Here is a 20505-nt window from a genome sequence, read left to right on the forward strand (position 1 = left end):
AATGAAAACAACCATCTTCAACGGTATTCTCTTCAGCGCGCTGGTCGCGGGCGGCGTGCTGGCACAGACCGCGCAGGCGGCCGCGCTGCCCGGCCTGGCCGCCAACGCCAGCGAGCTGGCGGCCCTGCCCGACGGCGGCTGGCTCAGCATCGACAAGAAGGGTCTGCATCTGCTCGACGCTGCCGGCAAGGAGCGCGCGCACCTGACCGTGCGCGCCAAGCAGCTCGACCTGCGCCCGCAAACGCTGGGCGATGGCGTGCTGGCCGTGGTGCTCGACGCCAACGCCGAACACGTGCTGCCGGTCCTGGTCGACTTCAAGGCCGGCACGTTGGCGGCGCAAAAGCCGTTCCCGGCACCGCCTTTCGGCATCGAATCGTCGTGCCTGTACCGCGACGCCCAGCGCATCGACCATCTGTTCATGATCGGCAAGGATGGCCAGGCCGAGCAATGGCTGATGCACGGCGACCAGCGCCAGCTGGTGCGCAGGTTGGCGTTGCCGCCGCACGTCAAGCATTGCCGCGCCGACGACGCCACGCATCAACTGCTGGTCAACGAGGAAAAAATGGGCGTGTGGGCCTATGATGCCGATGCCGAGGGCGGACCCGGCCGCAAACTGCTGCCGCGCGGCGACACCTACAAAAAAGGTCAGGTGCGACTGCTGCCATGGAAGGCGGCGACGCCAACGGCGCCCGGCGCCAAGGCCATCGTCGAGCCGCGCGCGCAAACCGAACCGGTGGCGCGCCAGGGCGACGCCGCCGACGATCCCGCCATCTGGCGCAACCCGTCCGACCCGGCCGGCGCGCGCATCCTGGGCACCAACAAGAAACAGGGGTTGCTGGTGTACGACCTCGACGGCAAGCAGCTGCAACTGCTGGAAGTGGGCCGCTTGAACAACGTCGACGTGCGCCAGGACGTCACGGTGGGCGGGCGCACACTCGACCTCGCCGTCGCCACCCAGCGCGACGACAACAGCGTGATGCTGTTCACCATCGATGCCAACGGCAAGGTCGCGCCGGCCGGCGCCTTCGCCACCGGGCTGGAGGATATCTACGGCATGTGCCTGTACCGTCCGGCCGACGGCGGCCTGGAAGCGTTCATCAACGACAAGGACGGCAGCTTCCTGCAATACCGCATCGAAGCTGGCGCCGACGGCAAAGGCATGGCGGGCAAGCTGCTGCGCCGCTTCAAGGTCGCCAGCCAGCCGGAAGGCTGCGTCGTCGACGACCGCAATGATCGCCTGTTCCTGGGCGAGGAAAAGCGCGGCGTCTGGATGGTCTCGGCGCGGGGCGACGCGCCGGCCAAGCTCACCATGATCATGCCCGTCGGCCCGCAATTGGTGGCCGACGTCGAAGGCATGGGCCTGTACCACGGCGACAAAGGCGACTACCTCGTCGTCTCCAGCCAGGGCGACAACAGCTACCTGGTGCTTGACGCCAAGGCGCCCTACCGCGTGCGTGGCAGCTTCCGGGTCGGCTACAACCTGGCCGCCGGCATCGACGGCACCTCGGAGACGGACGGGCTGGAAGTGAGCTCGGCCAACTTCGGCGGGCCGTACGCGAAAGGCATGCTGGTGATCCAGGATGGCTACAAGCGGCTGCCGGATGGCCCGCAAAACTTCAAGTACGTCGCCTGGGACGACGTCGCCAAGGCGCTCAAGCTGGACTAGGCCGGCGCGTAAAATTTATTAGCGGCATCTCATGACAACATGATAATCTTGTCACGATCGCGGGGCCGGCTTTAAAACGGCCGGCCCCGTCCATCCACAGGAGACAAGATGCCGGAATACCGCCAGCCAGTTCACCCCATCAATATAAAAGCCTGCGCCCGCCTTGCCGGCTTGCTGTACCTGATCATCATCGTTATCGGCGTGCTCGGTGAATCAGTCATCCGTGGCAACTTGGTGGTCTCCGGCGACCCCGAAGCGACCGCCCGCAGCATCCTCGCCGCCGAATGGCTCTGGCGACTCGGCGTCGGCGCCCAGGACCTGCTGCTGCTGTGCGCCGTCGGCCTCACCCTGCTCTGGTACATACTGCTGCGCCCCGTCAACCAGCACCTCGCCCAGGCGGTGGCCTTTTTCGGCCTGGTCTCGCTGGCGGTTGAAAGCGTCGGCGCGCTCCACCTGCACGCGGTGCTGACGCCCTTGTCCGGCTCGGCCTATCTGAAGGTGATCGATCCTCAGCAGCTGCACCTGCTCGCCTATCAATCGGTCATCGCCCACGCGCACGCGTTCGGATTGGCATTAATCTTTTTCGGCGTCGAGTGCCTGATCGTCGGCCACCTGATCCGCCAATCCGGCTACTTCCCCAAGGCCATCGGCTGGCTGATGCAATTGGCCGGCGTCTGCTACCTGGCCAACAGTTTCGCCATGATCTTGTACCCGCCTTTGCAGGACGTGCTGTTCCCGCTTATCTTGCTGCCGCCGTTCATCGGCGAGAGCGCTTTCTGCTTGTACCTGCTGATCAAGGGCGTCGACGTGCCGGCATGGCGGCGCCGTGTCGAGGGCCAATTGCCGGCCGGCTGATCCGGCGCCCTATCGCCGGGATGGCAGTTATGTCATGTTCATGGCATAATATTGGGCTGTGCTGCTCCGATGGTGAAATTGGTAGACACTGGAGACTTAAAATCTCCCGCCGCAAGGCGTGCCGGTTCGATTCCGGCTCGGAGCACCACGCCTACTTTCCGCAATTCCATAATTGTCCGTTTTCCCTCTCATTTCCGCTATGCTATTGCGCCAGCAGGCCGCGACCTCGACGCAACGTCACCGCGCCAGATTGTTGGAGAGTTTATCGAGCAGCGACATCAGCACAGCCACGCTGCACTGATCAAAGTCAAAGCCGCAGGCATCAATCCCGTCGACGCGCGGCGCCTGACCGGCGAGTTACGGATCGGGACACCTCCACTGTTCTTCGGCACCGAATTCGCTGGCACAATCGTCGAGCTCGGCAGCGCCGCCGGGCCCTGGAAAGTCGGCGACGAGGTACTTGGTTCGGGTGGCGATTTTACCCATGCCACCTTGATTCATGTTCCTGTCGCCAACCTGGTGAAAAAACCGGCCAATGTCACCTGGGAGGCTGCCGGATCGCTCGCGGGCGTCGCCCAGACCGCGGTCACGATACTCGAAGACCTCGGTCCCATCTCATCGCTGCTGGTTCACGGAGGGGCCGGCGCCATGCGTCACGCAAATCTGGCGGCGTCGCAATCCCGAGGTAGTCGAGCACGTCGTCTCACTGCTGTCCTCCGGCAATCTCACCTGGCATGTCAGCGAGTCATACCCGTTCGAGGAAGCAAGCAAAGCCTACGAGACGATCCTGGGCCGTCATGTCCGTGGCAAAAGCGTCCTTGTCTTTTAGACGTTTACTATCCAGAAAACTCTGGCAGCCCATCGATGTCGGTCACGGCAAGCGGCTGTATCTGGATCTCAGCCAGTCGCGCTACTCTGCGGGATTACGAAAGGAAAACTGCTCGTGCTTGCCATCGACGTAAATCTGCCCGCCGACGTATAGCACGCCGCCGGGACGAGTACGGTGTGGACGCCATCTGCAGCGGCTTGGCGCAATGGATTGTTTGGACGCCAATGCCAGGGCCGCAGCCTCCGTCTCGGCTTCGATACGGATTTCCGCAAAAATTCCAATGATTTTGTTGCCCATCGCTGACCTAAAATTTGAAGAAATGTGTCCGGCACGATCGCCCACGAAAAGAAATTATATGGACAATAATTTTTGTTGAGCGCCCAGTTGGTGTAGGTGTTGCAAGTCGGTCACATCTGTCCAGAATAGAATCGAGCGGTGCCCCAAGCGAATCAGCGTGGACGGCGATTTGTCGGATTTCGCAGCAACCTCTCCAGAACATGCTCAGGGACTTGGTATCGCTGGAAATATTCGCGCGCGTCGTGGGGACCGAGCATATGCAGGAAAACGACCCCGACGTCGACGCGAGATGCTGTGAGCGAGTCGCGCCGCCGTCTGAGTCTACGAGGAAATTTGATGTCGGGTATTGGTTCCATAACGCCAACATACTGCCCCGCGGCAGTTGCCGGGTTTGCGTTAAATCAAACGAACGCGCCGTTGCGCGACTTTTGGCCCCCCTCACTCTTGCCCGCCGATGCGGGCCCAGGTGCACAACAGAACAACAATAATTCTGCTGACGTCATATCATAAATCGCTGCACCGTCGTCATCGATATTCCCGTCGCCCTGACCCGTCCCCTGTTCCTTGGCATGTCTCGATTTCCCCCATCGCATAAATCCCTCCTTCATAGCCAGAAGTAACCCGGCGCGCGGCACTCCATAACGAAGAGCGGAACCTCATGAACGCCTCGAGAAAGGTATCCATGAGTACGCACAAGCTTTCGAACGAAAGCTTTACTAACGAATTGCAAAAATACAACAGGTAAATCGGAAAAACGAAAGATATTGTGAAGCGCAACGGGTTTCGATATAGACTTCATAACGCCTCATCCTTAAGTGTTTTTTTGAAGGCTTTCGAAATTTCGAAACCATGGCCTTTCGAGGATTAGGTAAGTTGTCATACGAAATCGAGCGAAATTGCCGGTAAGACTCACGCCAGCGAGCCGGTCCCCTCTTATGGGACCGATGGTCGCAAACGGACAGCCTTAGGGTTCACCAGCATTCGCCTGCGCTACTCCAACAACCTAAAAAGGAACCGTTTAATGACTTACCTGCATCGCCGTTCGCACGCCAACGGTCATCCTAATCTGGTGCTGCATCCGCTCACTTCTGCCTGCTTGCTTGCATTGGCCACACTCGCTGCGCCAGCGCAGGCCCAAGAGGACGCTGCCGCGCCCGATGCCGACAAGGTGTCCCAGGTCGTCGTGACCGGCAACCGCGCCAGCCTGCAGCAGTCTTTGGCGCTCAAGCGCAACTCCGCAGTCGTGCAGGACAGCATCAGCGCGACCGAGCTCGGCCGTTTCCCCGACAATAACGTCGCCGACTCGCTTAGCCACATCACCGGTGTCTCGATCACCCGCACCGCCGGCGGCGAAGGCCAGAAGGTCAGCATCCGCGGCCTGGGCCCCGAGTACACGATCACCACCTTCAACGGCCGCCTGCTCGGAACCGACAGCGCGGGCCGCTACTTCGCGTTTGACGTATTGCCGGCAGACGTCATCAGCGGCGCCGACGTGGTCAAGTCGACGCAGGCGCAGTTGATCGAAGGCGCCATCGGCGGCCTGGTCAACCTGCGCTCCGCCAGCCCGTTCGACCAGAAAGGCCAGCGCGGGCTGCTGCGCCTGGAGGGCGACCGCAATCAAATGAGCAGCCTGAACGGCAAGAAGCTGTCGGGCACGTACAGCAATACCTTCGGGGACAAAGTCGGCGTGCTGCTCGGTGTCGTCTACGCCAAGCGCGATGTGCGCACCGACACCGCCGGCAACGATGGCGGCTGGTCGCGCAACCCGATTCCAAGCGATCCGAAGCAGTTCTGGGAAGCGGGAAACACCTGGGGCGGCCCTATCGATCCAAACGGCAACGGCATACTCGACGCCAACGAAGAAGGTCTGGTCGGGCCGGGGCAGTTCCGCTTCGGCTCGATCATGGAGAAAAAAGAACGCCTGGCGGTCTCGGGCAAGGTCGAGTGGCGGCCGAGCAGCGACGTGAAAGTCGTCTTCGACGGTTTCAAAACCCGGCTCGACTCGCCGCAAGTCGGCTACCAGATGTCGTTCTACCCGCTGTACTCGCCGGGCCGCTGGTCCGACATGAAGGTCTCGAACGGGGTCGTAACAGACGTAACGTTGTCCAGCGCGGATCCGGAACTGCGGCTCAATCCCGAGGTCCTCAACAAGACCGAGTACCGCGTGGTCGATACCGCGATGTACGGCGCCAAAGCGGACTGGCAAATCTCGCCGACGTTGAAAGTGGGCAGCGACTTTTACCTGTCCACCTCCAAGCGCAACTCCGGCGGCAAGGACAGCTACGTCGTGCTGCGGATGAATCAGCCCAACGTGACGCGCATCAAGCTCACCGGCGCCGCCGTGCCCGACATCCAGACCACCTTCGCAGACGGCCGCGACCTGCAAACCGGCCTGTCCCAGGGCCTGTTCAACGCCAGCGACTTCAACACCCACTACTACAGCCGGGCCGGCGACAACATCGACGACCGCATCGGCGGCGCAACCATCAACGCCGAATGGAAACAGGACCGCTTCAATATAGACCAGCTGAAGTTCGGCCTGAGCCAGACCAACCGCAAGAAGACGCGCGAGATGATCAACAACGCCTTCAACGCCGGCCAGGATCACTATTCCGGCGAAAACGCCATCAACGTCGGCGCCCTGGGCGGCAATGTGATCAACCAGACGTTCAGCCCGGATGGCTTCCTGTCTGGCGTGAGCGGCAACTTCCCGCGCAGCTTCCTGGGCTTTGACGTCAATAACTACGCGCAGGCATTGAAGGCCTACGACGGCAAGCCGCGTCCGGGCGGCGGCGTCTACAGCTCGACCTTGTCGGCGCCCGCGTGGAATCCGCTGGAAAGCTATCGCGTCACCGAGAAGACCACCGCCGCCTTCGTACAGGCCGACTTGTCCGGTGAAAAATGGACGGCCGACGTCGGTGTGCGCATCGTCAACACCAAGACCACAGCGCAGGCCTGGGACGCGAAAATCAACGACATCGTGGAGAACGGCGCGTTCAACTTCACGGCTGTCTACGCCGATCCGTCCGTCGTGAAGCAGGACGCCAGCTACACCTACGCGCTGCCGTCGGGTAACTTTACCTATGCGCTTACGGACACGCTGCAGCTGCGACTCGGCGCCGCGAAGACGATGGCGCGGCCGTCGGTGGACAAACTGGCGCCGTCGAGCACCACCGCCAGCATCTCCTGGGGCGATTTCACGCAAATCTATGGCGGCAATGCCGAGCTCAAGCCGTACACCGCGCGCCAGGCCGACGTTTCGCTCGAGTGGTATTACACCAAGGACTCCGCCCTCACCTTCGCCGTCTACCAGAAGAACATCAAGAACCAGATCACCACTCTGTGGCTGACCGGCCAGGATATCGGCGCACCGGGCGGCCGGCTGTTCAACGTTCAGCGCCCCATCAACGGCGACAGCGCCAAGGCGCGCGGGATGGAGATCGGCTTGCAGCACCTGTTCAAGAACGGCTTCGGCGTGCGTGCGCAGTACACGCGCAACCTGTCGAGCAGCTGGGTAAATGGTGTCGAGCGTCCGCTGGAAGGCATCGCGCCTTCGACAGCCTCGCTGGGCCTGCTGTACGAAAAGGGCCCATGGAGCATGAGCACGACGGCCGACTATACCGATTCGTTCGTCACCGCCACCAACGTGCTCGGCGCCGGCTTCAACGAAACGACCAATGCGGTGACGTGGTTGACGGCACAGATGGCCTACGAGGTGAACAAATCGTTGCGGATCAGTATCGAAGGCAACAACCTGACCGACGCCAAGCAGACGCCAAAGCTGGGCAACGGCACCATCAGCCTGCCCAACGGCTACTATCGCTACGGTCGTTCCATCACCTTGGGTGCAAGCCTGAAGTTCTGATACAGCAGGGGTCACCCTGTGCAAGGCTGGGCTGCTTGAGGGCGGCCCGCCTGAACGACCGCAACCGGCAGTCCCGCCGCGACCTTTTGTCCTCTCCTTTACCGTCCTGTTCTGTGGGGCGGTTTTTTTTGTCTGGAAGTCGCAGGGGAGCCCTGCGGTTGCTCACTCTGCGATAAGGAGCTCGATGCCGGCGTCGAGCAGGCCTTCGCGATATTCGCGGCTGATACCGGCGTCGGTGATGACGGTATGCACGCGGTTCAGCTGAACGATGCGGTGAAGGCTGACACAACCGAACTTCGACGCATCGGCAAGGACAATGACCTTCTTGGCGCGCTCGACCATTTTGTGGTTCAAACTGGCCTCCGCCTCGTGGTGGGTGGTCACGCCAAACTGCAGATCGAAACCGTCGACGCCGAGGAACAGCTTGTCGAAGTTATAGGCCTGCAGGCAGGCTTCCGCTTGCAGCCCCTGGATCGACAGCGATTGCTTGCGCAGCAAGCCGCCCGTCAGGATCAGGTCGACGCCGGGCGCCTCGGCCAGTTCCCAGGCAATGTTCAGGCCATTGGTCATCACGGTCACATTCTGGGCGTTGCGGAGGTGGCGCGCCAGCGAGATGGTGGTGGTGCCGGAATCGATAATGACGTTTTCGCCAGGCTTGACCATGCGCGCGGCCAGCGCGCCGATGCGCTCTTTCTGGTCGTGGTTGATCGCGTCTTTCTGCGGCACCGTGTGCTCGGTTGGCGGCGTGCGCGCCGGCATGGCGCCGCCGTGGCTGCGGATGGCCAGGCCCTGCGCCTCGAGCGCGCTCAGATCGCTACGGATAGTCACTGCCGAGACGCGCAACTGTTTGACAAGTTCGTTGACTTGCACCGAGCCGTGCTCGGTGAGTGCTTGCAGGATGATAGCGCGGCGTTGACCGGTCTGTGCCATAGTTGGGCGATTAGTTTTGACAAAACAACAGCTTAACAGATCTGGGCAGGGCCCGGCCAGCCACAGCCCGTTCTCCGTGACGTCTGGCAAGCAAACCACCAGCAGCCACGGAGTCTGCCAGCGGTTACAGCGGCAGCGCCTCCAGCAGCAGCGCATGCTCGAAACGCAGCGTGAGACGCTGGGACCGGCCGCCGTCCACCTCGCCAAGATCCTTGCCGTCGACGTAATCGCGCAAGCGCCAGCGGCCCGGGCCGAGGCCGCGGATGTCGACCGGACCATCCCAGCGTGGCGCATAGAAAGCGAAGTACATCCGGCCATCTTTTTGCACCGCGTGTCCCTCGGGCTTGTCGAAACCGATGTCGTACAGCTCACCGCGATAGACGCCGTTGGCCAGCATCTTGTCGCGATAGATGCCGATCCATTTGCGCCACCGCACTTCGCGCTCCGGCGTCAGCAAAAAGCTGTCCTTGGGCTTCGGATCGACCGGCCATGTGAATTTGGTCGACAACACCGCGCCGATGCCGATGGTCGAGGCGAAATCGTCGCCGCCATCGCTCAATTCGACGTGGTCGCCGGCGTAAGGCGCGGAGCGGCCCATCAGCGCCTTCAGCGTCTTGCCCTTGTGGCGGATCTGCCACGACGACAACGGATCGGACGCCGGCGCCTGGTTCATGTACGGGAAATTGTGGAATGCATACGATGTGCCGCACGGGCACAGCTCGACCACCGCATTGGGATTGATCTCGCGCGCGGTGTCGTACACCATTTTCCAGAAGTCCTGCAGTTTCTCGTAGGATTCCTCGGGCCGTGCGTGCTTGTGCGCCGGGTTGTAGCATGGCGCCACGCCGTTCAGATGCTGGCCGTCGATCTTCAGGCCCTGATAGCCCCACTCGCCGAAAATCTTGCGTATCCACTGACGCGTCATTTCGATCGTCGGTTCGTAGGCCGGGCACAGGTAGAAACTGTTCCACCACGTGATCAGCTGCGGCGCGCCGTCTTTGTTCAGCAACAGCATGTCGGTGTGGTCGTGCAGCAGGTCCGAGCCCGGATCGACCGCCAGCGGCGTAATCCACAACCGCGCCTTCAGGCCCGCGTCCTTGATCGAGCCGACCAGGCCGCGCATGTCGGCGTCGCCATTCGGGAATTTTTTGGTGTCGAGCTTCCAGTCGCCTTCGTTGTTCTGCCAGCCGTCGTCCAGCACGGCCCATTCGAGGCCAAGCTCCTTGGCTTTTTGCAGCGTGCCGACCATCAGCGGCACGGTGAAATCGCGCTCGTAACCCCAGGCGCACCAGATTGGCTCATACGATTCGGCCGGCGCATCCGGCGCGCGCAGGCCGCGCTCGGCCATCGCCTGGCGATACTGGTCCAGCGCGGCGAAGTAGTCGCCCTTGTGCAGCGCCAAGAAGGTCTCCATGGTCTCCAGCGTGTCGCCCGGCTGCAAGGTGGCCTCGGTCTCGAACTCCACCGCCAGCGAGGCGCCGCCCGCCACCGCGCGCACTGGCAGCGAGACGAGCCTTGGCACCGTGTCGAGATGGCCCACCGCCAGGCCGCAGTCGCGGTTCCAGACGTCGACCGCCGGCGTGCCGCTGCCGTAGTCCGAAGCGTTCATGCCCATGAAATTGGGTTGATCGAAACCAGCCACCAGCGGTTGTATCCAGTCCCGCCGGTCGGCGTGCGAAGCGCCGGAGAAGGTCCAGAATTCCGCCTTGCGACCTGCCGACGGCCGCAGCGTATGGCCGCTGTTGGACCAGGCGGCAACCGTGAGCGGCTTGTCGCCGGCGTTACGGTAAGCCACACGCACGACGGCAAAGCCATGCTGACGTTCGTAAAAAGTGACTGTGACGGTTTTCTCGATGCCCTCCGCCGATTTGCCGCTCAGGCGATGCCGCACGCCGGGACCATGCGGGCCGTCGACGCGGTCGGCCGCCTGCGACGACAACGCAAAGCGCTCGATCCAGCGGCCATTGGCGGCATTGGCCGCGTTGGCGCTGGCGGCAACCACGGCGGCGTTGATGCCGGCGCCACTCGGGCCGCCCGCGGCATTGGCGCCCCGCACCACCCGCAGGCGCTCGCTGGGCGCGAATGCCGTCACCGCCGCCGGCCGGGGACCCAGCCGCGACACCACGCGGCATTGCAACTGGCCGTCGAATTCCAGCGCCATGGCGGCGTCGCCGATGCGCGCCACATCCTTACCCTGGGCGCTTTTGGTTCCTTGGGTGGCGGGTACGACAGCTGCACCGGCCACGGTAGATGTCACGGTCGATGCCACAGCCGTCCCGGCGAGCCACTGCAGCAAAGTGCGGCGCCGCTGATCATGATGCTTGTTCATTCGTCTCCCTTGTATTAGTGCCAGGCCGCTGGATAGGCTTTTTCCGCGTTGATGCGATAGAGTTTGTCGACGACTTCGCGCGGTAGCGACAGGCCGCGCACCGGCTTATCCAGTTCCGGCACCGTAAAACTGTCGCCGGTGACGAAGTAGCGCCAGTCGCGCCGCCACACTGTGTCCATGTCGGCGACAAAGGCCGCATCGTCCTGCTCCGACGACTGCGCCAGATCGGAACCATACATCAGCCGGTCCTGGTATTTGGTAAAGAAAGCGCGCACCTTCTCAATGTCGCGCTGCGACTGGTACTGCAACTGCCCGATGCGGGCGGCCACGTCGAGCTTTGCGCTGGGGTGCGCGTCCAGAAAACGCCCGATCCGGCTCACGTCATATTCCAGCGACGCCAGGTGCACGCCAGTGAAACGCAGCTTCGGATGCTGCGCCAGCATGCGGTCGCGCGCGGCCATCTGCTGCTCATAGCTCGGCATTTCCGGATGCAGGAACATGTGATAGGCCGGATGATTCTTGAAGTATTCGCGGTCGTTATTGACCGTCATCTGCGCGACCGGCAGCCAGCAATTATGCGGCTCGCCCTGGTGGCCCAGCACCATCACGCCGCGTTGCGTCAAGCCGTCGAGCACCGGTGCGAAGCGCGGGTCGTCGACCATCACCAGCTTGCCTTGGCTGTCGCGCAAGCTCATGCCGATATTCTTCCAGATCTTGACGCCGACCGCGCCGTCCGCCAGTGCGCCATCGAGGTCTTTCAGCGTAGCCTCGCTCCAGCCCTTCTTGTCGAAGCCGTCGGTGGCAAAAGTCGCGGCCCAGGCAACCTGGCCCGGATGCTGGTGCGCCAGCGCGCTGGCGACCTTGCGTTGCCGGTCCAGCGGCGGGAAATCCGGATAATCGACGTTGATGGTCAGCGCGCGGAAATTATCCTTGCGCGCCAACGCCAGCCAGGCATCCTGATTCGTTCCATGCAAATGCAGGTGGGCGTCGATCTTCGGCACCTTCTCGAAATCGCCCACGGTGTAGCGGTCGGAAGCGGCGCACGGTCCGGCGATCAGGGCCGCCGCAATCGTCGATATCAGGGTCCAACGCATAGAAATCTCCTTTTTTAGTTTGCCAGGCGCGCAAGCGCAGCGGCGCTCAGCGGCGTGCCGGCGCTACGGGCGGCGTACAGCGCCGCGCCAAGCACCGGCGCCAGGCATGGTGGTCCAAGCCGATAGTCAGCGCCACGTGCCGCCAGCGCTGTGGCAAATGGCGTTTGCAGCGGACCGTCAGCACCAAACAGGCCGCCGGTGTAAGACACCGCAATGCCCTGCCCGTCCGCGACGCCCAGCGCGGCGCGAACCGCATCCACAAGCGCCACCAGTTCCGCAGCGGCGGCGTCAATGATCGCCTGCGCCTGGCTATCGCCCTGGGCGGCGGCTTCCGATACCAATCTGGATAGCGCGGCGATGCGGCTGCGTTCTCCTTTGAGCTCGCCGTAGACGACCTGGCACAGATCCAGGTCGTCCTGCAAGGCCAAACGCTCACGCACCAGTTGATACAGCGGTCCGCGCGGTGCGCGGCCATCGCTCATGCGTGAAAACAGTGCCAGGCCGGCGCGCGCGATCCAATGCGCGGAGCCCTCGTCGCTGAACAATTCGCCCCAGCCGCCGGCGCGCGCGCTGCGTCCGGCGAATTCGCCATAGGCCATCGAGCCGGTGCCGGCGATGACGCTGATGCCGTCCTCGCAGGCCAGCGAGCCTGCCCAGCTGCACATCATGTCGTTGCCGCACAGGTAGCGGCCATGGCCCAGCACAGCGCGCGGCACCGCATCGAGTTGCTGCTGGACGTGGCGATCCTCACCGTAGGCCGGCAGGCCGAAGAACGCAAAGCTCACGTCGGACGCGGTCACGCCGGCCGCCGCGAACAGTGCGTCGCAGCCGGACGTCAGCATCGCCGCCAGACCAGCCAGGCCGACCTCGACGTGATAGGCGCTGCTTTCCTGATGGCGTGCCAGCACCCGCCCCGCGCTGTCGATCAGCGCGAAAGCGGTCTTGGTGCCGCCGCCATCAACCCCGAGAAACATGCGGCTCTCCTGCCAGCGGATAGATATTCACGCCCCGCACCACGCGGTTGACAGTGCCCGACGCGCTCGGCGTATCCGGACGCAGCCCCTGCGCCAGGGACTGCAGCAGCGCAAACGACTGGCAGAACAAAATGTAAGGCAGCGCCAGCGACAGGTCGCTCGCCGACTCCGCACCTTCCAGCACCACGCAGTCATCGCCCAGTTCCGGCGCCGCCTGGCCGCTCAGCGCCAGCACACGCCCGGCGCGGCCATCGTTGCGCAGTTCGCGCAGCAGGTCCAGGTCGTAGCGGCGCGCCTGCGGGTCATTGGACAGCAACACCACCACCAGCGTCTCGGCGTCGACGATGGTTTTCGGCCCGTGCCGGAATCCCAGCGGCGAATCGAACAGCGCCACCACACGGCCATCGGTCAGCTCCAGCAGCTTGAGCGAGGCTTCGCGCGCCAGCCCGGTGAGCTCATTACTGCCCAGGTAGACCACACGCTTGAACTGCTGCTCCACCAGCGCTTGCAGCAGCGGCAACGCGGCGGCGTGCAAGACGGCGGCAGCGGCGGAAGGCACGGCGGCGGCGCCGGACGGCAGCACCCCGAACGCCAGCGCGGCAGCCAGCAGCATCGACGTGAAACTGGTGGTCATGGCAAAGCCACGGTCGTGGGTCGCATCGGGCAGCAGAATGGCGTAGGCGTTGGCGCGGCCTTGCGCCATGCGATACAGCTCGCCGTCAGCGTTGCAGGTAATGACCAGGTGGTGCACGTCTTTCACCAGCTGGTCCGCCAGATCGATGGCAGCCAGGCTTTCCGGGCTGCTGCCAGAGCGCGCAAACGATACCAGCAAGGTCGGCACGTCGGCTTGCAGGAAGCGCTGCGGGCCGGAGACGATGTCCGTGGTCGGCACGGCTTCGGCACGCCAGCCCTTGCCCAGCATGGCCGGCGCCAGGCATTCGCCCAGGAATGCCGAGGTGCCGGCGCCCGTCAGCACGATGCGCAGGTTGGCGCGCGCGAGCAGCGGGCGGAGGAAGGCGTCCAGCGTGGCGCGGTTTTCCGTCACCAGTGCGTCGATCTGCGGCCAGACGTGTGGCTGCTGCGCGATTTCGCGCGCGGTCAGGCCGCCGCCGGCTTCATCCAGCCCCGCGATGGTCAATCCCAAAATGTTCTTCTCTGCCACTAGCATGTTTCCAACTCCTTTGTTGCGGTGCCTGCACAGGCATCCATATACTGACGCAGCACTTTGGCCACGCCTTCTTTCAGTAAATCGACCGGCAGGTTGCGCACTCGACCTTCGCGCACTGCCTCATATTGCGCCGGAAGGTACTGGCTGAGCAAGGTCAATGGCGGTGTCGTACGTTCCAGATTGGCCAGCAGTTTCGCCTGCGCCGCCTGAATGGCCGGATGCGGCCAGTAATAGCGGATGCGGTCACTGAGGCTGTATTGCTGGTCGAAGCGCGCACGCGCCGGGTCGTTGTCGTAGTATTTGCGCCAGTATTCCGGCTCGGCGCGCATCACTTCCAGCACCGTGTTCTTGAAATCCGAACCCTTGCCGGCGCCGGTCATTTCCTCCTCGATGTCGGCCAGCGCCCACAGCGTTTCCCTCAGCGCGAAGGTCAGGCCCGGACCCACTTTCAGGATGGCGAAGTGGCCGGCGACCAGTGAGGCCAGGTTGGAAGGCGTCTGATAGTCGGTCGAGTGGGCTTCGTACACCAGGGTCGGCTCGCTTTCGATGAAGCGGCTCAATTCCGCAGCGCTGCGCGGCTGATAGTCGATCACCTTGTGGTGGTCGAACTCCACGCCCGGTTGCACCACCAGGCCGACCACACGCGGCCACACCGCATCCAGCCCGGCGGCGGCAAAGGCCAGCCGATGCGCGCGGATGGTCAGCGCGGCGGCGTCCGGCGTGGTGACGGCCAGCGTTTCCAGATCTTCATGCGCGCCGCCAGGCACCGGCACTTCGGTGCCGACCACGTAGACGGGCGCCTCGCCGCCGGACACGCTCCACGCCCGCTCGGCCACCGCGCACAGCCGCGCCGCACGCTCGGCCACGACGGCGTCCGGCAGCGGCACCGGATCGCCATCACAGGACATCGAGCAATCGAGGTGGATCTTGCGGAAGCCCGCCTTGACATATTGATCGATCAGCACCTCGGCCTTGTCCATCGCGGCATCGGGCGACTGGCTTTGCCAGGCATTCGGTCCCAGATGGTCGCCGCCCAGCAGCACGCACTCGCGCGCCAGGCCGGTGCGGTCGGCAATGCGGTAGACGAAATCGCGGAAAGCCGCCGGCGTCATGCCGGTGTAGCCGCCATCCTGATTGACCTGGTTCGACGTCGATTCGATCAGCACCGGCAGATCGCGCTCCAGCGCGGTCTCCATGGCCGCCTCGATCACCAGCGGGTGCGCCGAGCACACCGAGTGGATGCCAACCGGTTCGGCGGCCTTGTGACGGCGCACCAGATTCAATAAATAATCCATCGTCAGCTCCTTAAATAGATTCAGCGCCGGCGTCGTCCGGCTGCAGGGCCAGCAACAGCGCAGCGGCCAGAGACAGGACGATGCCCGCCAGACGGAAGCCGGTCGGCACCGTGGACGCCAGCGCCATCGCGATCACTGTCGTCAGCAGCGGTGCGCCGGCGTTCACCAGCGGCGAAACCATCAGCGCCTTGCCGCGACGGAAGGCATACACCAGCGTCAGCGCACCGATCGCGTTCAATATCTGCGTGGCGGCGGCGAGCAGCGGCCCCGATGGCCCGTAATTAATAGGTTGCGAAAAATCCGTCATCGCCAGCGCGACCGGAATGAAGATCAGCGCGCTGAGCGTCATGTAGAAGAAGATGCTTTCCGCATCCATGCTGGCGTTGGCCAGCTTGATGAAGTAAGCCTGCAATCCCCATGCGACCAGTACGCCCAGCGCCAGCACAAACCACAGGCCGTATTGCTGCGGCGCGCCGCCCGGCGCATAGTCGAACAACGGCAGCGCGCAGATCGCCAGCAGAATGCCGCCGATGCCCATCTTCCCCGTCCGCTCGCGCAGGAACAGGAAGGAGAGCACGATCGTCAACACCGGCGACAGCGAAATCAGCGGGAAGATCAGATACGCCGGGCCGGCCTTGACCGCATAGAACAACACCATCTGCCCGCCAGCGCCCAGCACGCCGATGGTCAGGCCGTAGGCGATCGAGCGGCCGTCGCGCCGTACGCGCCAGCCATTGCGGGCCAGCACGAACAGCGCCGGCGGCACCATCGTCAACGCCCACACCACATAGATCAGCGTTTCAGGAAACCCATGCTGGCTGGGCAGCCCGGCAAACGCGCCCCACACGCCCCACAACAACGTGGTGGCCAACGCATACGTCAGCCAGCCAACCCGATGCGGCGTAGACGACAAACCCGGCATTGCCAAACCCTTATCCATGCTGCTCCTCATTTCGAATATCGATCCCGGTCGCACAGTATCGATCGGTTACCAGCGTGAAATAGTAAATAAGAAAGAACGAAAACACAAACACTTTCGAAAACTTTCTTTTTATGTCGTTTTTTGTCATTTTTTTGCTTATCGATGCATTTCATGTAAAAATCACCGCTCCATAATGACAACAAGTAAGGAATGCGTATGCCATACCGTCGGTTGGGTAGCAGGGAACTGGTTCACCCTGCGTTGATTCGCGCTTTCGTCGCGGCCGCGCTGGCCGTGCTGACAGTGCCGGGCATCGCCGTGGCCGGTGCCGATCCGCTGGCCGCCACCGGTAAGTGGGAAGGCAATACCAGCGGCGGCGCCAAGACGCCTCCGATGGGCTGGAACAGCTGGAACGCCTTCCGAACGGAAGTCGACGAGGACAAGGTGATGGGGGCCGCAGGCGTGCTGGTCGACAGCGGACTGGCCAAACTGGGCTATAACCACATCAATATCGACGACGGCTGGTGGCTCAAACGACGTCAAAGCGATGGCCGTCTGCAGATCCGCACCAACATCTTTCCGTCGGCGGCGACCGGCGGCGCGGCTGGCAGCAGCTTCAAGCCTTTCACCGACAAGCTCCATGCGATGGGACTCAAAGCCGGCCTGTACACCGACATCGGCCGCAACGCCTGTTCGCAAGCCTACGATTTGCACTCCCCTAACCTGCCGCAAGGCACGACGGCCGAGCGCGAAGTGGGACTCGAAGGGCACGTCGAGCAGGACATCAACTTGTATTTCAAGGAATGGGGTTTCGATTACATCAAGATCGACGCCTGCGGGCTCGCCGATTTCGTACCTGGGTCCAAGCTGGTGAAGGATCAGCAATACCGTGGGCTGGCGCCGCTGATCGACCGCAGCGCCATCAACCGCACCGACATCAACGCCGTGCGCGGCCGCTACGAAGCGGTGTCCGCCGCGCTCAAGGCCGCCAGGCCGGACAACGACTACGTCCTGTCGATCTGCGCGTGGGGCATGGCCAACGTACGCTCCTGGGGCAAGGACGTCGGCAATTTGTGGCGCACCAGCAGCGACATCACGCCGAGCTGGACCAGCATGCTGCATAACTTCGACAGCGCGGCGAAACGCGCGCTGTACGCCGGCCCCGGCCACTGGAACGATCCGGACATCCTGCACATCGGCCACGAGGATTTTGACGCGAACCATCTGGTCGAGGCGCGCTCGCACTTCAGCCTGTGGGCGATGATCAATGCGCCTCTGCTGGTCAGCTACGACCTGCGCAATGGTCCGGCGTCGCTGCTGGGCGTGCTGGGCAACGCGGAGCTGATCCGCATCAACCAGGACAAGGCGGGGCACCAGGGTGTCGTGACCTACGACTCCTCCGACGCCCAGATCATTGTTAAAACACTGGGCGACGGCAACCGCAAAGCGGTGGCGCTATTCAACCGAGGTGCGACACCTACACCGGTCATTTTGCTGGCCAGCCACCTGAAGCTGTCGGACGGCGCGCCGATCGTGCTGAAAGACCTGTGGTCGAAAAAAACCCTGACGTTTTCCGGCGAACAGGCGTTCACGCTTGCGCCACACGAGACGCTGGTGTTCGAAGCCACCGGCAAGCGGCTGCTCGAAAACGGTGTCTATCTTTCGGAAATTCCCGGTTCGATCAATGTCGCCGCCGACGGCACCCGGCAAGCGCAGCTCGACCCGACCATCCACCGCATGATCGATCCATGGTCCGGCACCCGTTCCGGTGGATCGCGTCCGCAGTACGCGGGCTGGGGCGGCGCGCAGGCCGATGCCACGCCGTTCGGCCAGACGTTGCAGATTGCCGGAAAGGTGTTTGATTCCGGCCTGGGCGTGCTGTCGAATTCGCGCCTCCAGGTCCGCAACGACGCTGGCCACGCGCTGCTGATGGCGTCGGTGGGGGTCGATGATTCGTCCGCGAACGTCAGCGACGCCGTCAAGTTTTATGTCTATGGCGACGGCAAACTTCTGTCCGAAAGCCCGGCCGCGACATTGGGCGGCAAGGCGAACCAGATCACGGCAAATATCAAGGGCCGCAAGATCATCGAGCTGGTGGTGCGGGACGTCCGGCCGGGCGCCAGTCAGCCTGTGGTCGCGACCTGGGGCGACGTGCGCCTGATGCCAAGCGCCTCAGCAGTTCACTAACGCTGTCCGGGTCTCGTTTATTCAAACTGAAATTTATATAGGAAGGGGGTGCGGCTGGTTGGTTTCAAGCGTTGTATCGCGCGTTCACGCGTGTACAAATTTTATATTAATCATCGCTTCTATCAAAAAAATGACTCCTATATCTATTTCGTTGCAGAAGAAATTCTCGACCCGGTTCAGGCGTTTCGCACCGCTGGCGTCGCTGGCGGCGCTCGCGTTTTTTATTCACTCGCCCCAGGCACTCGCCCAGCAAACCACGATCTCGCTGACGGAAACGTCCGAGGCGTTTAAAAATCCGATGAAGGGCTTCCGCCCCACGCGCTATATTCAAGACAGCGCTTTTCCGAACCACGAGTACGCGACGGTATACAAGCAATACATCAAGTACACCGATCTGGAAAACAACGCGAGCGACTCGGTCCAAAAGATCAAAGACTGGAGCAACGTCGCCTGGGCAGGGATTCAAAACAAAAACATCAAGGTCATTCCGCAGGTTCTGATCGTTTATCCGGACGGCCCCGGTGGCGGCCAATACTGGCCCGCCGGCGTCGCCCACGACGGCACGCCGAGCCAATGGACCACCGCGCAGCTGAAAAACCGTTTGGTGGCGTTCGCCGCCAAACTGGGACAGGCGTGGGACGGCGATCCACGGGTGGCGGCCGTCGAGCTTGGACTGTGGGGCAACTGGGGCGAACACCATATCTATCCGGCGACGTTGCCGAACGGGGACGACCGTATCCCGCTTGATTTCCAAACTGCTCTGGGCACAGCCTTCACCCAGGCTTTCCCGTCGAAGAAGGTGATGATCCGCTATCCCGACACGTTCACCAACTCGCAGTTCGGATATATCTGGGATTCGTTCGCGTTGCCCGATGAAGCCGCGAATGGCGATGCGCTGATCGCCCGCGACAGCTGGCGCCAGCAAATGAACAATGGAGAAGTGGCGTACGACTGGGGCGATCAGACCCGGCTGGGTGGAAGTCCGGACGGCACGCTCGGAAGCGCCGCCAACACCGATTACGTCATCGACTGGATACGGCGCACGCACACCTCCAGCCTGGGATGGATTGCCGAGTACACCGCAGGCAACACGACAGTCGCCGCGAATGCGACGAGGATGCAGAAGGCGCTGGGTTACCGCTACGTGGTGAAAAACGCCACATTCACCGCGCAGGTCCCGTCCGGCGGCACTTTACCGGTCTCGTTCACGGTCACCAACAAAGGCAACGCGCCGTTTTATTACCGCTGGCCGGTCAAGGCCACGCTCCTGCGTGCCGACAGGTCGGTCGCATGGACCGGGGCTTTCAGCGCCGATATCCGCAGCTGGCTGCCAGGCCTGTCCTATACCGTGTCACAGTCGTTTGCTTTGCCCAGCAACATGGGTCTCGGCGTCTACACCTTGGCCTTGTCGATCAACGACCCGGCAGGCGATGCGCCGAGCTTGCGATTCGCCAATACGAACTACTACAGTGGCGGATGGACCGTCGTCGGTAAGGTCGGTGTCGGTCAAACGCCGACCAACCAGAATCTCGGGACTTTCGATGGCCTGAAAGCTGACAGTTCGCTCAAGTATCAATGATGAGCGCCGCCCGTCTGTTTAATCCGTCCGGCTGGGCACCGGATTTTGATCGTGTCAGTTTCACGGGACCTTTTTCGTTCAAGTAGTCCCTCAATAACAGCGCCGGGCCGTCCTTCGCCGGAAACGTCCGGCGCTCTCAATCCAGCGATACTGGCGCAGCCGGCTGCGCCAGTATCGCCGCCAGCAAACCCGGAAATCGGCCATCGATATCGGCACGGCGCAGCGTATTCATGTGCGTCGTGCCGGCGCTCTCGGTACGCACCAGCCCTGCTTCGCGCAGCACCTTGAAGTGGTGGGAGACGGTCGACTTCGGCCGTCCACCGTCGAGCTCACCGCAGGTGGCATTGCCCACGTGGGCGAGCTGTCGGACGATTTCCAGGCGTATCGAATCGCTGAGCGCGTAGAGCACGCGTTCCAGCACAAAGTCACTCGCGGGGGGATGTTTATAGGGACGCATGCACGCCATTTTACACCTCGGTATATAATTGTTCCATTGTTCGACTATTTTCGAACTA

Annotated in this window: 15 protein-coding genes, 1 tRNA gene and 1 pseudogene; 8 read left to right on the plus strand and 9 right to left on the minus strand. The window is 62.7% G+C overall.

The window, feature by feature from the left end; translation table 11 throughout:
• Position 1 precedes the first annotated feature (1 nt).
• The 5 genes and pseudogenes from ACZ0BA_RS10980 (at position 2) to ACZ0BA_RS11000 (ending at position 3350) form a co-directional block, all read left to right on the plus strand.
• Entirely contained in the window at positions 2-1666 is a 1665-nt protein-coding gene (locus tag ACZ0BA_RS10980) for a phytase (protein ID WP_463451316.1), read from the plus strand.
• A gap of 108 nt (positions 1667-1774) precedes the next feature.
• Positions 1775-2521 (plus strand): DUF4386 domain-containing protein, encoded by a 747-nt coding sequence (locus tag ACZ0BA_RS10985; RefSeq protein WP_463451317.1) that lies wholly within the window; start codon positions 1775-1777, stop codon positions 2519-2521.
• Positions 2522-2584: 63 nt separating this feature from the next.
• Positions 2585-2669 (plus strand) — tRNA-Leu (locus ACZ0BA_RS10990).
• A gap of 197 nt (positions 2670-2866) precedes the next feature.
• Positions 2867-2923, plus strand: a pseudogene (locus ACZ0BA_RS10995) (hypothetical protein); the annotation flags it as partial.
• A 133-nt stretch (positions 2924-3056) separates the two neighbouring features.
• Positions 3057-3350: a zinc-binding dehydrogenase gene (locus ACZ0BA_RS11000; protein ID WP_463451318.1), complete on the plus strand. Its 294-nt coding sequence runs from the start codon at positions 3057-3059 to the stop codon at positions 3348-3350.
• A gap of 81 nt (positions 3351-3431) precedes the next feature.
• Here the strand turns inward: ACZ0BA_RS11000 and ACZ0BA_RS11005 are convergent, their stop codons facing one another.
• Positions 3432-3647, minus strand: coding sequence for a hypothetical protein (locus tag ACZ0BA_RS11005; RefSeq protein ID WP_463451319.1), 216 nt, complete (start codon positions 3645-3647; stop codon positions 3432-3434).
• A 1021-nt stretch (positions 3648-4668) separates the two neighbouring features.
• Between ACZ0BA_RS11005 and ACZ0BA_RS11010 the strand changes: the two genes are divergently transcribed.
• Positions 4669-7512 (plus strand): TonB-dependent receptor, encoded by a 2844-nt coding sequence (locus ACZ0BA_RS11010; RefSeq protein WP_463451320.1) that lies wholly within the window; start codon positions 4669-4671, stop codon positions 7510-7512.
• 162 nt (positions 7513-7674) lie between these two features.
• Here ACZ0BA_RS11010 and agaR read toward each other — a convergent pair whose 3' ends face one another.
• The 7 genes from agaR to ACZ0BA_RS11045 all read right to left on the minus strand — a co-directional run bounded on the left by agaR (position 7675) and on the right by ACZ0BA_RS11045 (position 16242).
• Complete coding sequence (gene agaR / locus ACZ0BA_RS11015; protein ID WP_463451321.1) at positions 7675-8442, minus strand: transcriptional repressor AgaR; 768 nt, start codon at positions 8440-8442, stop codon at positions 7675-7677.
• A gap of 124 nt (positions 8443-8566) precedes the next feature.
• Entirely contained in the window at positions 8567-10771 is a 2205-nt protein-coding gene (locus ACZ0BA_RS11020; protein WP_463451322.1) for a glycoside hydrolase family 36 protein, read from the minus strand.
• 14 nt (positions 10772-10785) lie between these two features.
• Positions 10786-11865, minus strand: coding sequence for an amidohydrolase family protein (locus ACZ0BA_RS11025; RefSeq protein ID WP_463451323.1), 1080 nt, complete (start codon positions 11863-11865; stop codon positions 10786-10788).
• 14 nt (positions 11866-11879) lie between these two features.
• Entirely contained in the window at positions 11880-12839 is a 960-nt protein-coding gene (locus ACZ0BA_RS11030; protein ID WP_463451324.1) for an N-acetylglucosamine kinase, read from the minus strand.
• Complete coding sequence (locus ACZ0BA_RS11035) at positions 12823-14007, minus strand: SIS domain-containing protein (protein ID WP_463451325.1); 1185 nt, start codon at positions 14005-14007, stop codon at positions 12823-12825. The genes ACZ0BA_RS11030 and ACZ0BA_RS11035 overlap by 17 nt, the downstream gene beginning before the upstream one ends.
• A complete protein-coding gene (locus ACZ0BA_RS11040) occupies positions 14001-15302 on the minus strand; it encodes a D-tagatose-bisphosphate aldolase, class II, non-catalytic subunit (protein ID WP_463451326.1) in 1302 nt (433 codons plus the stop codon). Before ACZ0BA_RS11040 ends, ACZ0BA_RS11035 begins: the two co-directional genes overlap by 7 nt.
• A 10-nt stretch (positions 15303-15312) precedes the next feature.
• Positions 15313-16242: an EamA family transporter gene (locus ACZ0BA_RS11045; RefSeq protein WP_463451327.1), complete on the minus strand. Its 930-nt coding sequence runs from the start codon at positions 16240-16242 to the stop codon at positions 15313-15315.
• 198 nt (positions 16243-16440) lie between these two features.
• On the opposite strand from ACZ0BA_RS11045, the gene ACZ0BA_RS11050 reads away from it, so the two are divergent.
• Together ACZ0BA_RS11050 and ACZ0BA_RS11055 are read left to right on the plus strand one after the other, a co-directional pair.
• The gene (locus ACZ0BA_RS11050; protein ID WP_463451328.1) at positions 16441-18411 is read left to right on the plus strand and encodes an NPCBM/NEW2 domain-containing protein; all 1971 of its coding nucleotides are present in this window, start codon (positions 16441-16443) and stop codon (positions 18409-18411) included.
• A 151-nt stretch (positions 18412-18562) separates the two neighbouring features.
• The gene (locus ACZ0BA_RS11055; protein WP_463451329.1) at positions 18563-19990 is read left to right on the plus strand and encodes a DUF4832 domain-containing protein; all 1428 of its coding nucleotides are present in this window, start codon (positions 18563-18565) and stop codon (positions 19988-19990) included.
• Positions 19991-20126: 136 nt separating this feature from the next.
• Here the strand turns inward: ACZ0BA_RS11055 and ACZ0BA_RS11060 are convergent, their stop codons facing one another.
• A complete protein-coding gene (locus ACZ0BA_RS11060; RefSeq protein WP_463451330.1) occupies positions 20127-20447 on the minus strand; it encodes an ArsR/SmtB family transcription factor in 321 nt (106 codons plus the stop codon).
• Positions 20448-20505 lie beyond the last annotated feature (58 nt).

It is taken from the genome of Duganella sp. AC917, from assembly GCF_979258245.1.

Excerpts from the sequence above, each read along its gene's own strand:
- ACZ0BA_RS11020 (WP_463451322.1), bottom strand. The coding sequence starts at position 10,771 with ATGAACAAGCATCATGATCAGCGGCGCCGCACTTTGCTGCAGTGGCTC.
- ACZ0BA_RS10985 (WP_463451317.1), top strand. The coding sequence starts at position 1,775 with ATGCCGGAATACCGCCAGCCAGTTCACCCCATCAATATAAAAGCCTGC.
- ACZ0BA_RS11040 (WP_463451326.1), bottom strand. The coding sequence starts at position 15,302 with ATGGATTATTTATTGAATCTGGTGCGCCGTCACAAGGCCGCCGAACCG.
- agaR (WP_463451321.1), bottom strand. The coding sequence starts at position 8,442 with ATGGCACAGACCGGTCAACGCCGCGCTATCATCCTGCAAGCACTCACC.
- ACZ0BA_RS11005 (WP_463451319.1), bottom strand. The coding sequence starts at position 3,647 with ATGGGCAACAAAATCATTGGAATTTTTGCGGAAATCCGTATCGAAGCC.
- ACZ0BA_RS11030 (WP_463451324.1), bottom strand. The coding sequence starts at position 12,839 with ATGTTTCTCGGGGTTGATGGCGGCGGCACCAAGACCGCTTTCGCGCTG.
- ACZ0BA_RS11045 (WP_463451327.1), bottom strand. The coding sequence starts at position 16,242 with ATGGATAAGGGTTTGGCAATGCCGGGTTTGTCGTCTACGCCGCATCGG.
- ACZ0BA_RS11050 (WP_463451328.1), top strand. The coding sequence starts at position 16,441 with ATGCCATACCGTCGGTTGGGTAGCAGGGAACTGGTTCACCCTGCGTTG.
- ACZ0BA_RS11000 (WP_463451318.1), top strand. The coding sequence starts at position 3,057 with ATGTCACCTGGGAGGCTGCCGGATCGCTCGCGGGCGTCGCCCAGACCG.
- ACZ0BA_RS11060 (WP_463451330.1), bottom strand. The coding sequence starts at position 20,447 with ATGCGTCCCTATAAACATCCCCCCGCGAGTGACTTTGTGCTGGAACGC.
- ACZ0BA_RS10980 (WP_463451316.1), top strand. The coding sequence starts at position 2 with ATGAAAACAACCATCTTCAACGGTATTCTCTTCAGCGCGCTGGTCGCG.
- ACZ0BA_RS11025 (WP_463451323.1), bottom strand. The coding sequence starts at position 11,865 with ATGCGTTGGACCCTGATATCGACGATTGCGGCGGCCCTGATCGCCGGA.
- ACZ0BA_RS11035 (WP_463451325.1), bottom strand. The coding sequence starts at position 14,007 with ATGCTAGTGGCAGAGAAGAACATTTTGGGATTGACCATCGCGGGGCTG.
- ACZ0BA_RS11010 (WP_463451320.1), top strand. The coding sequence starts at position 4,669 with ATGACTTACCTGCATCGCCGTTCGCACGCCAACGGTCATCCTAATCTG.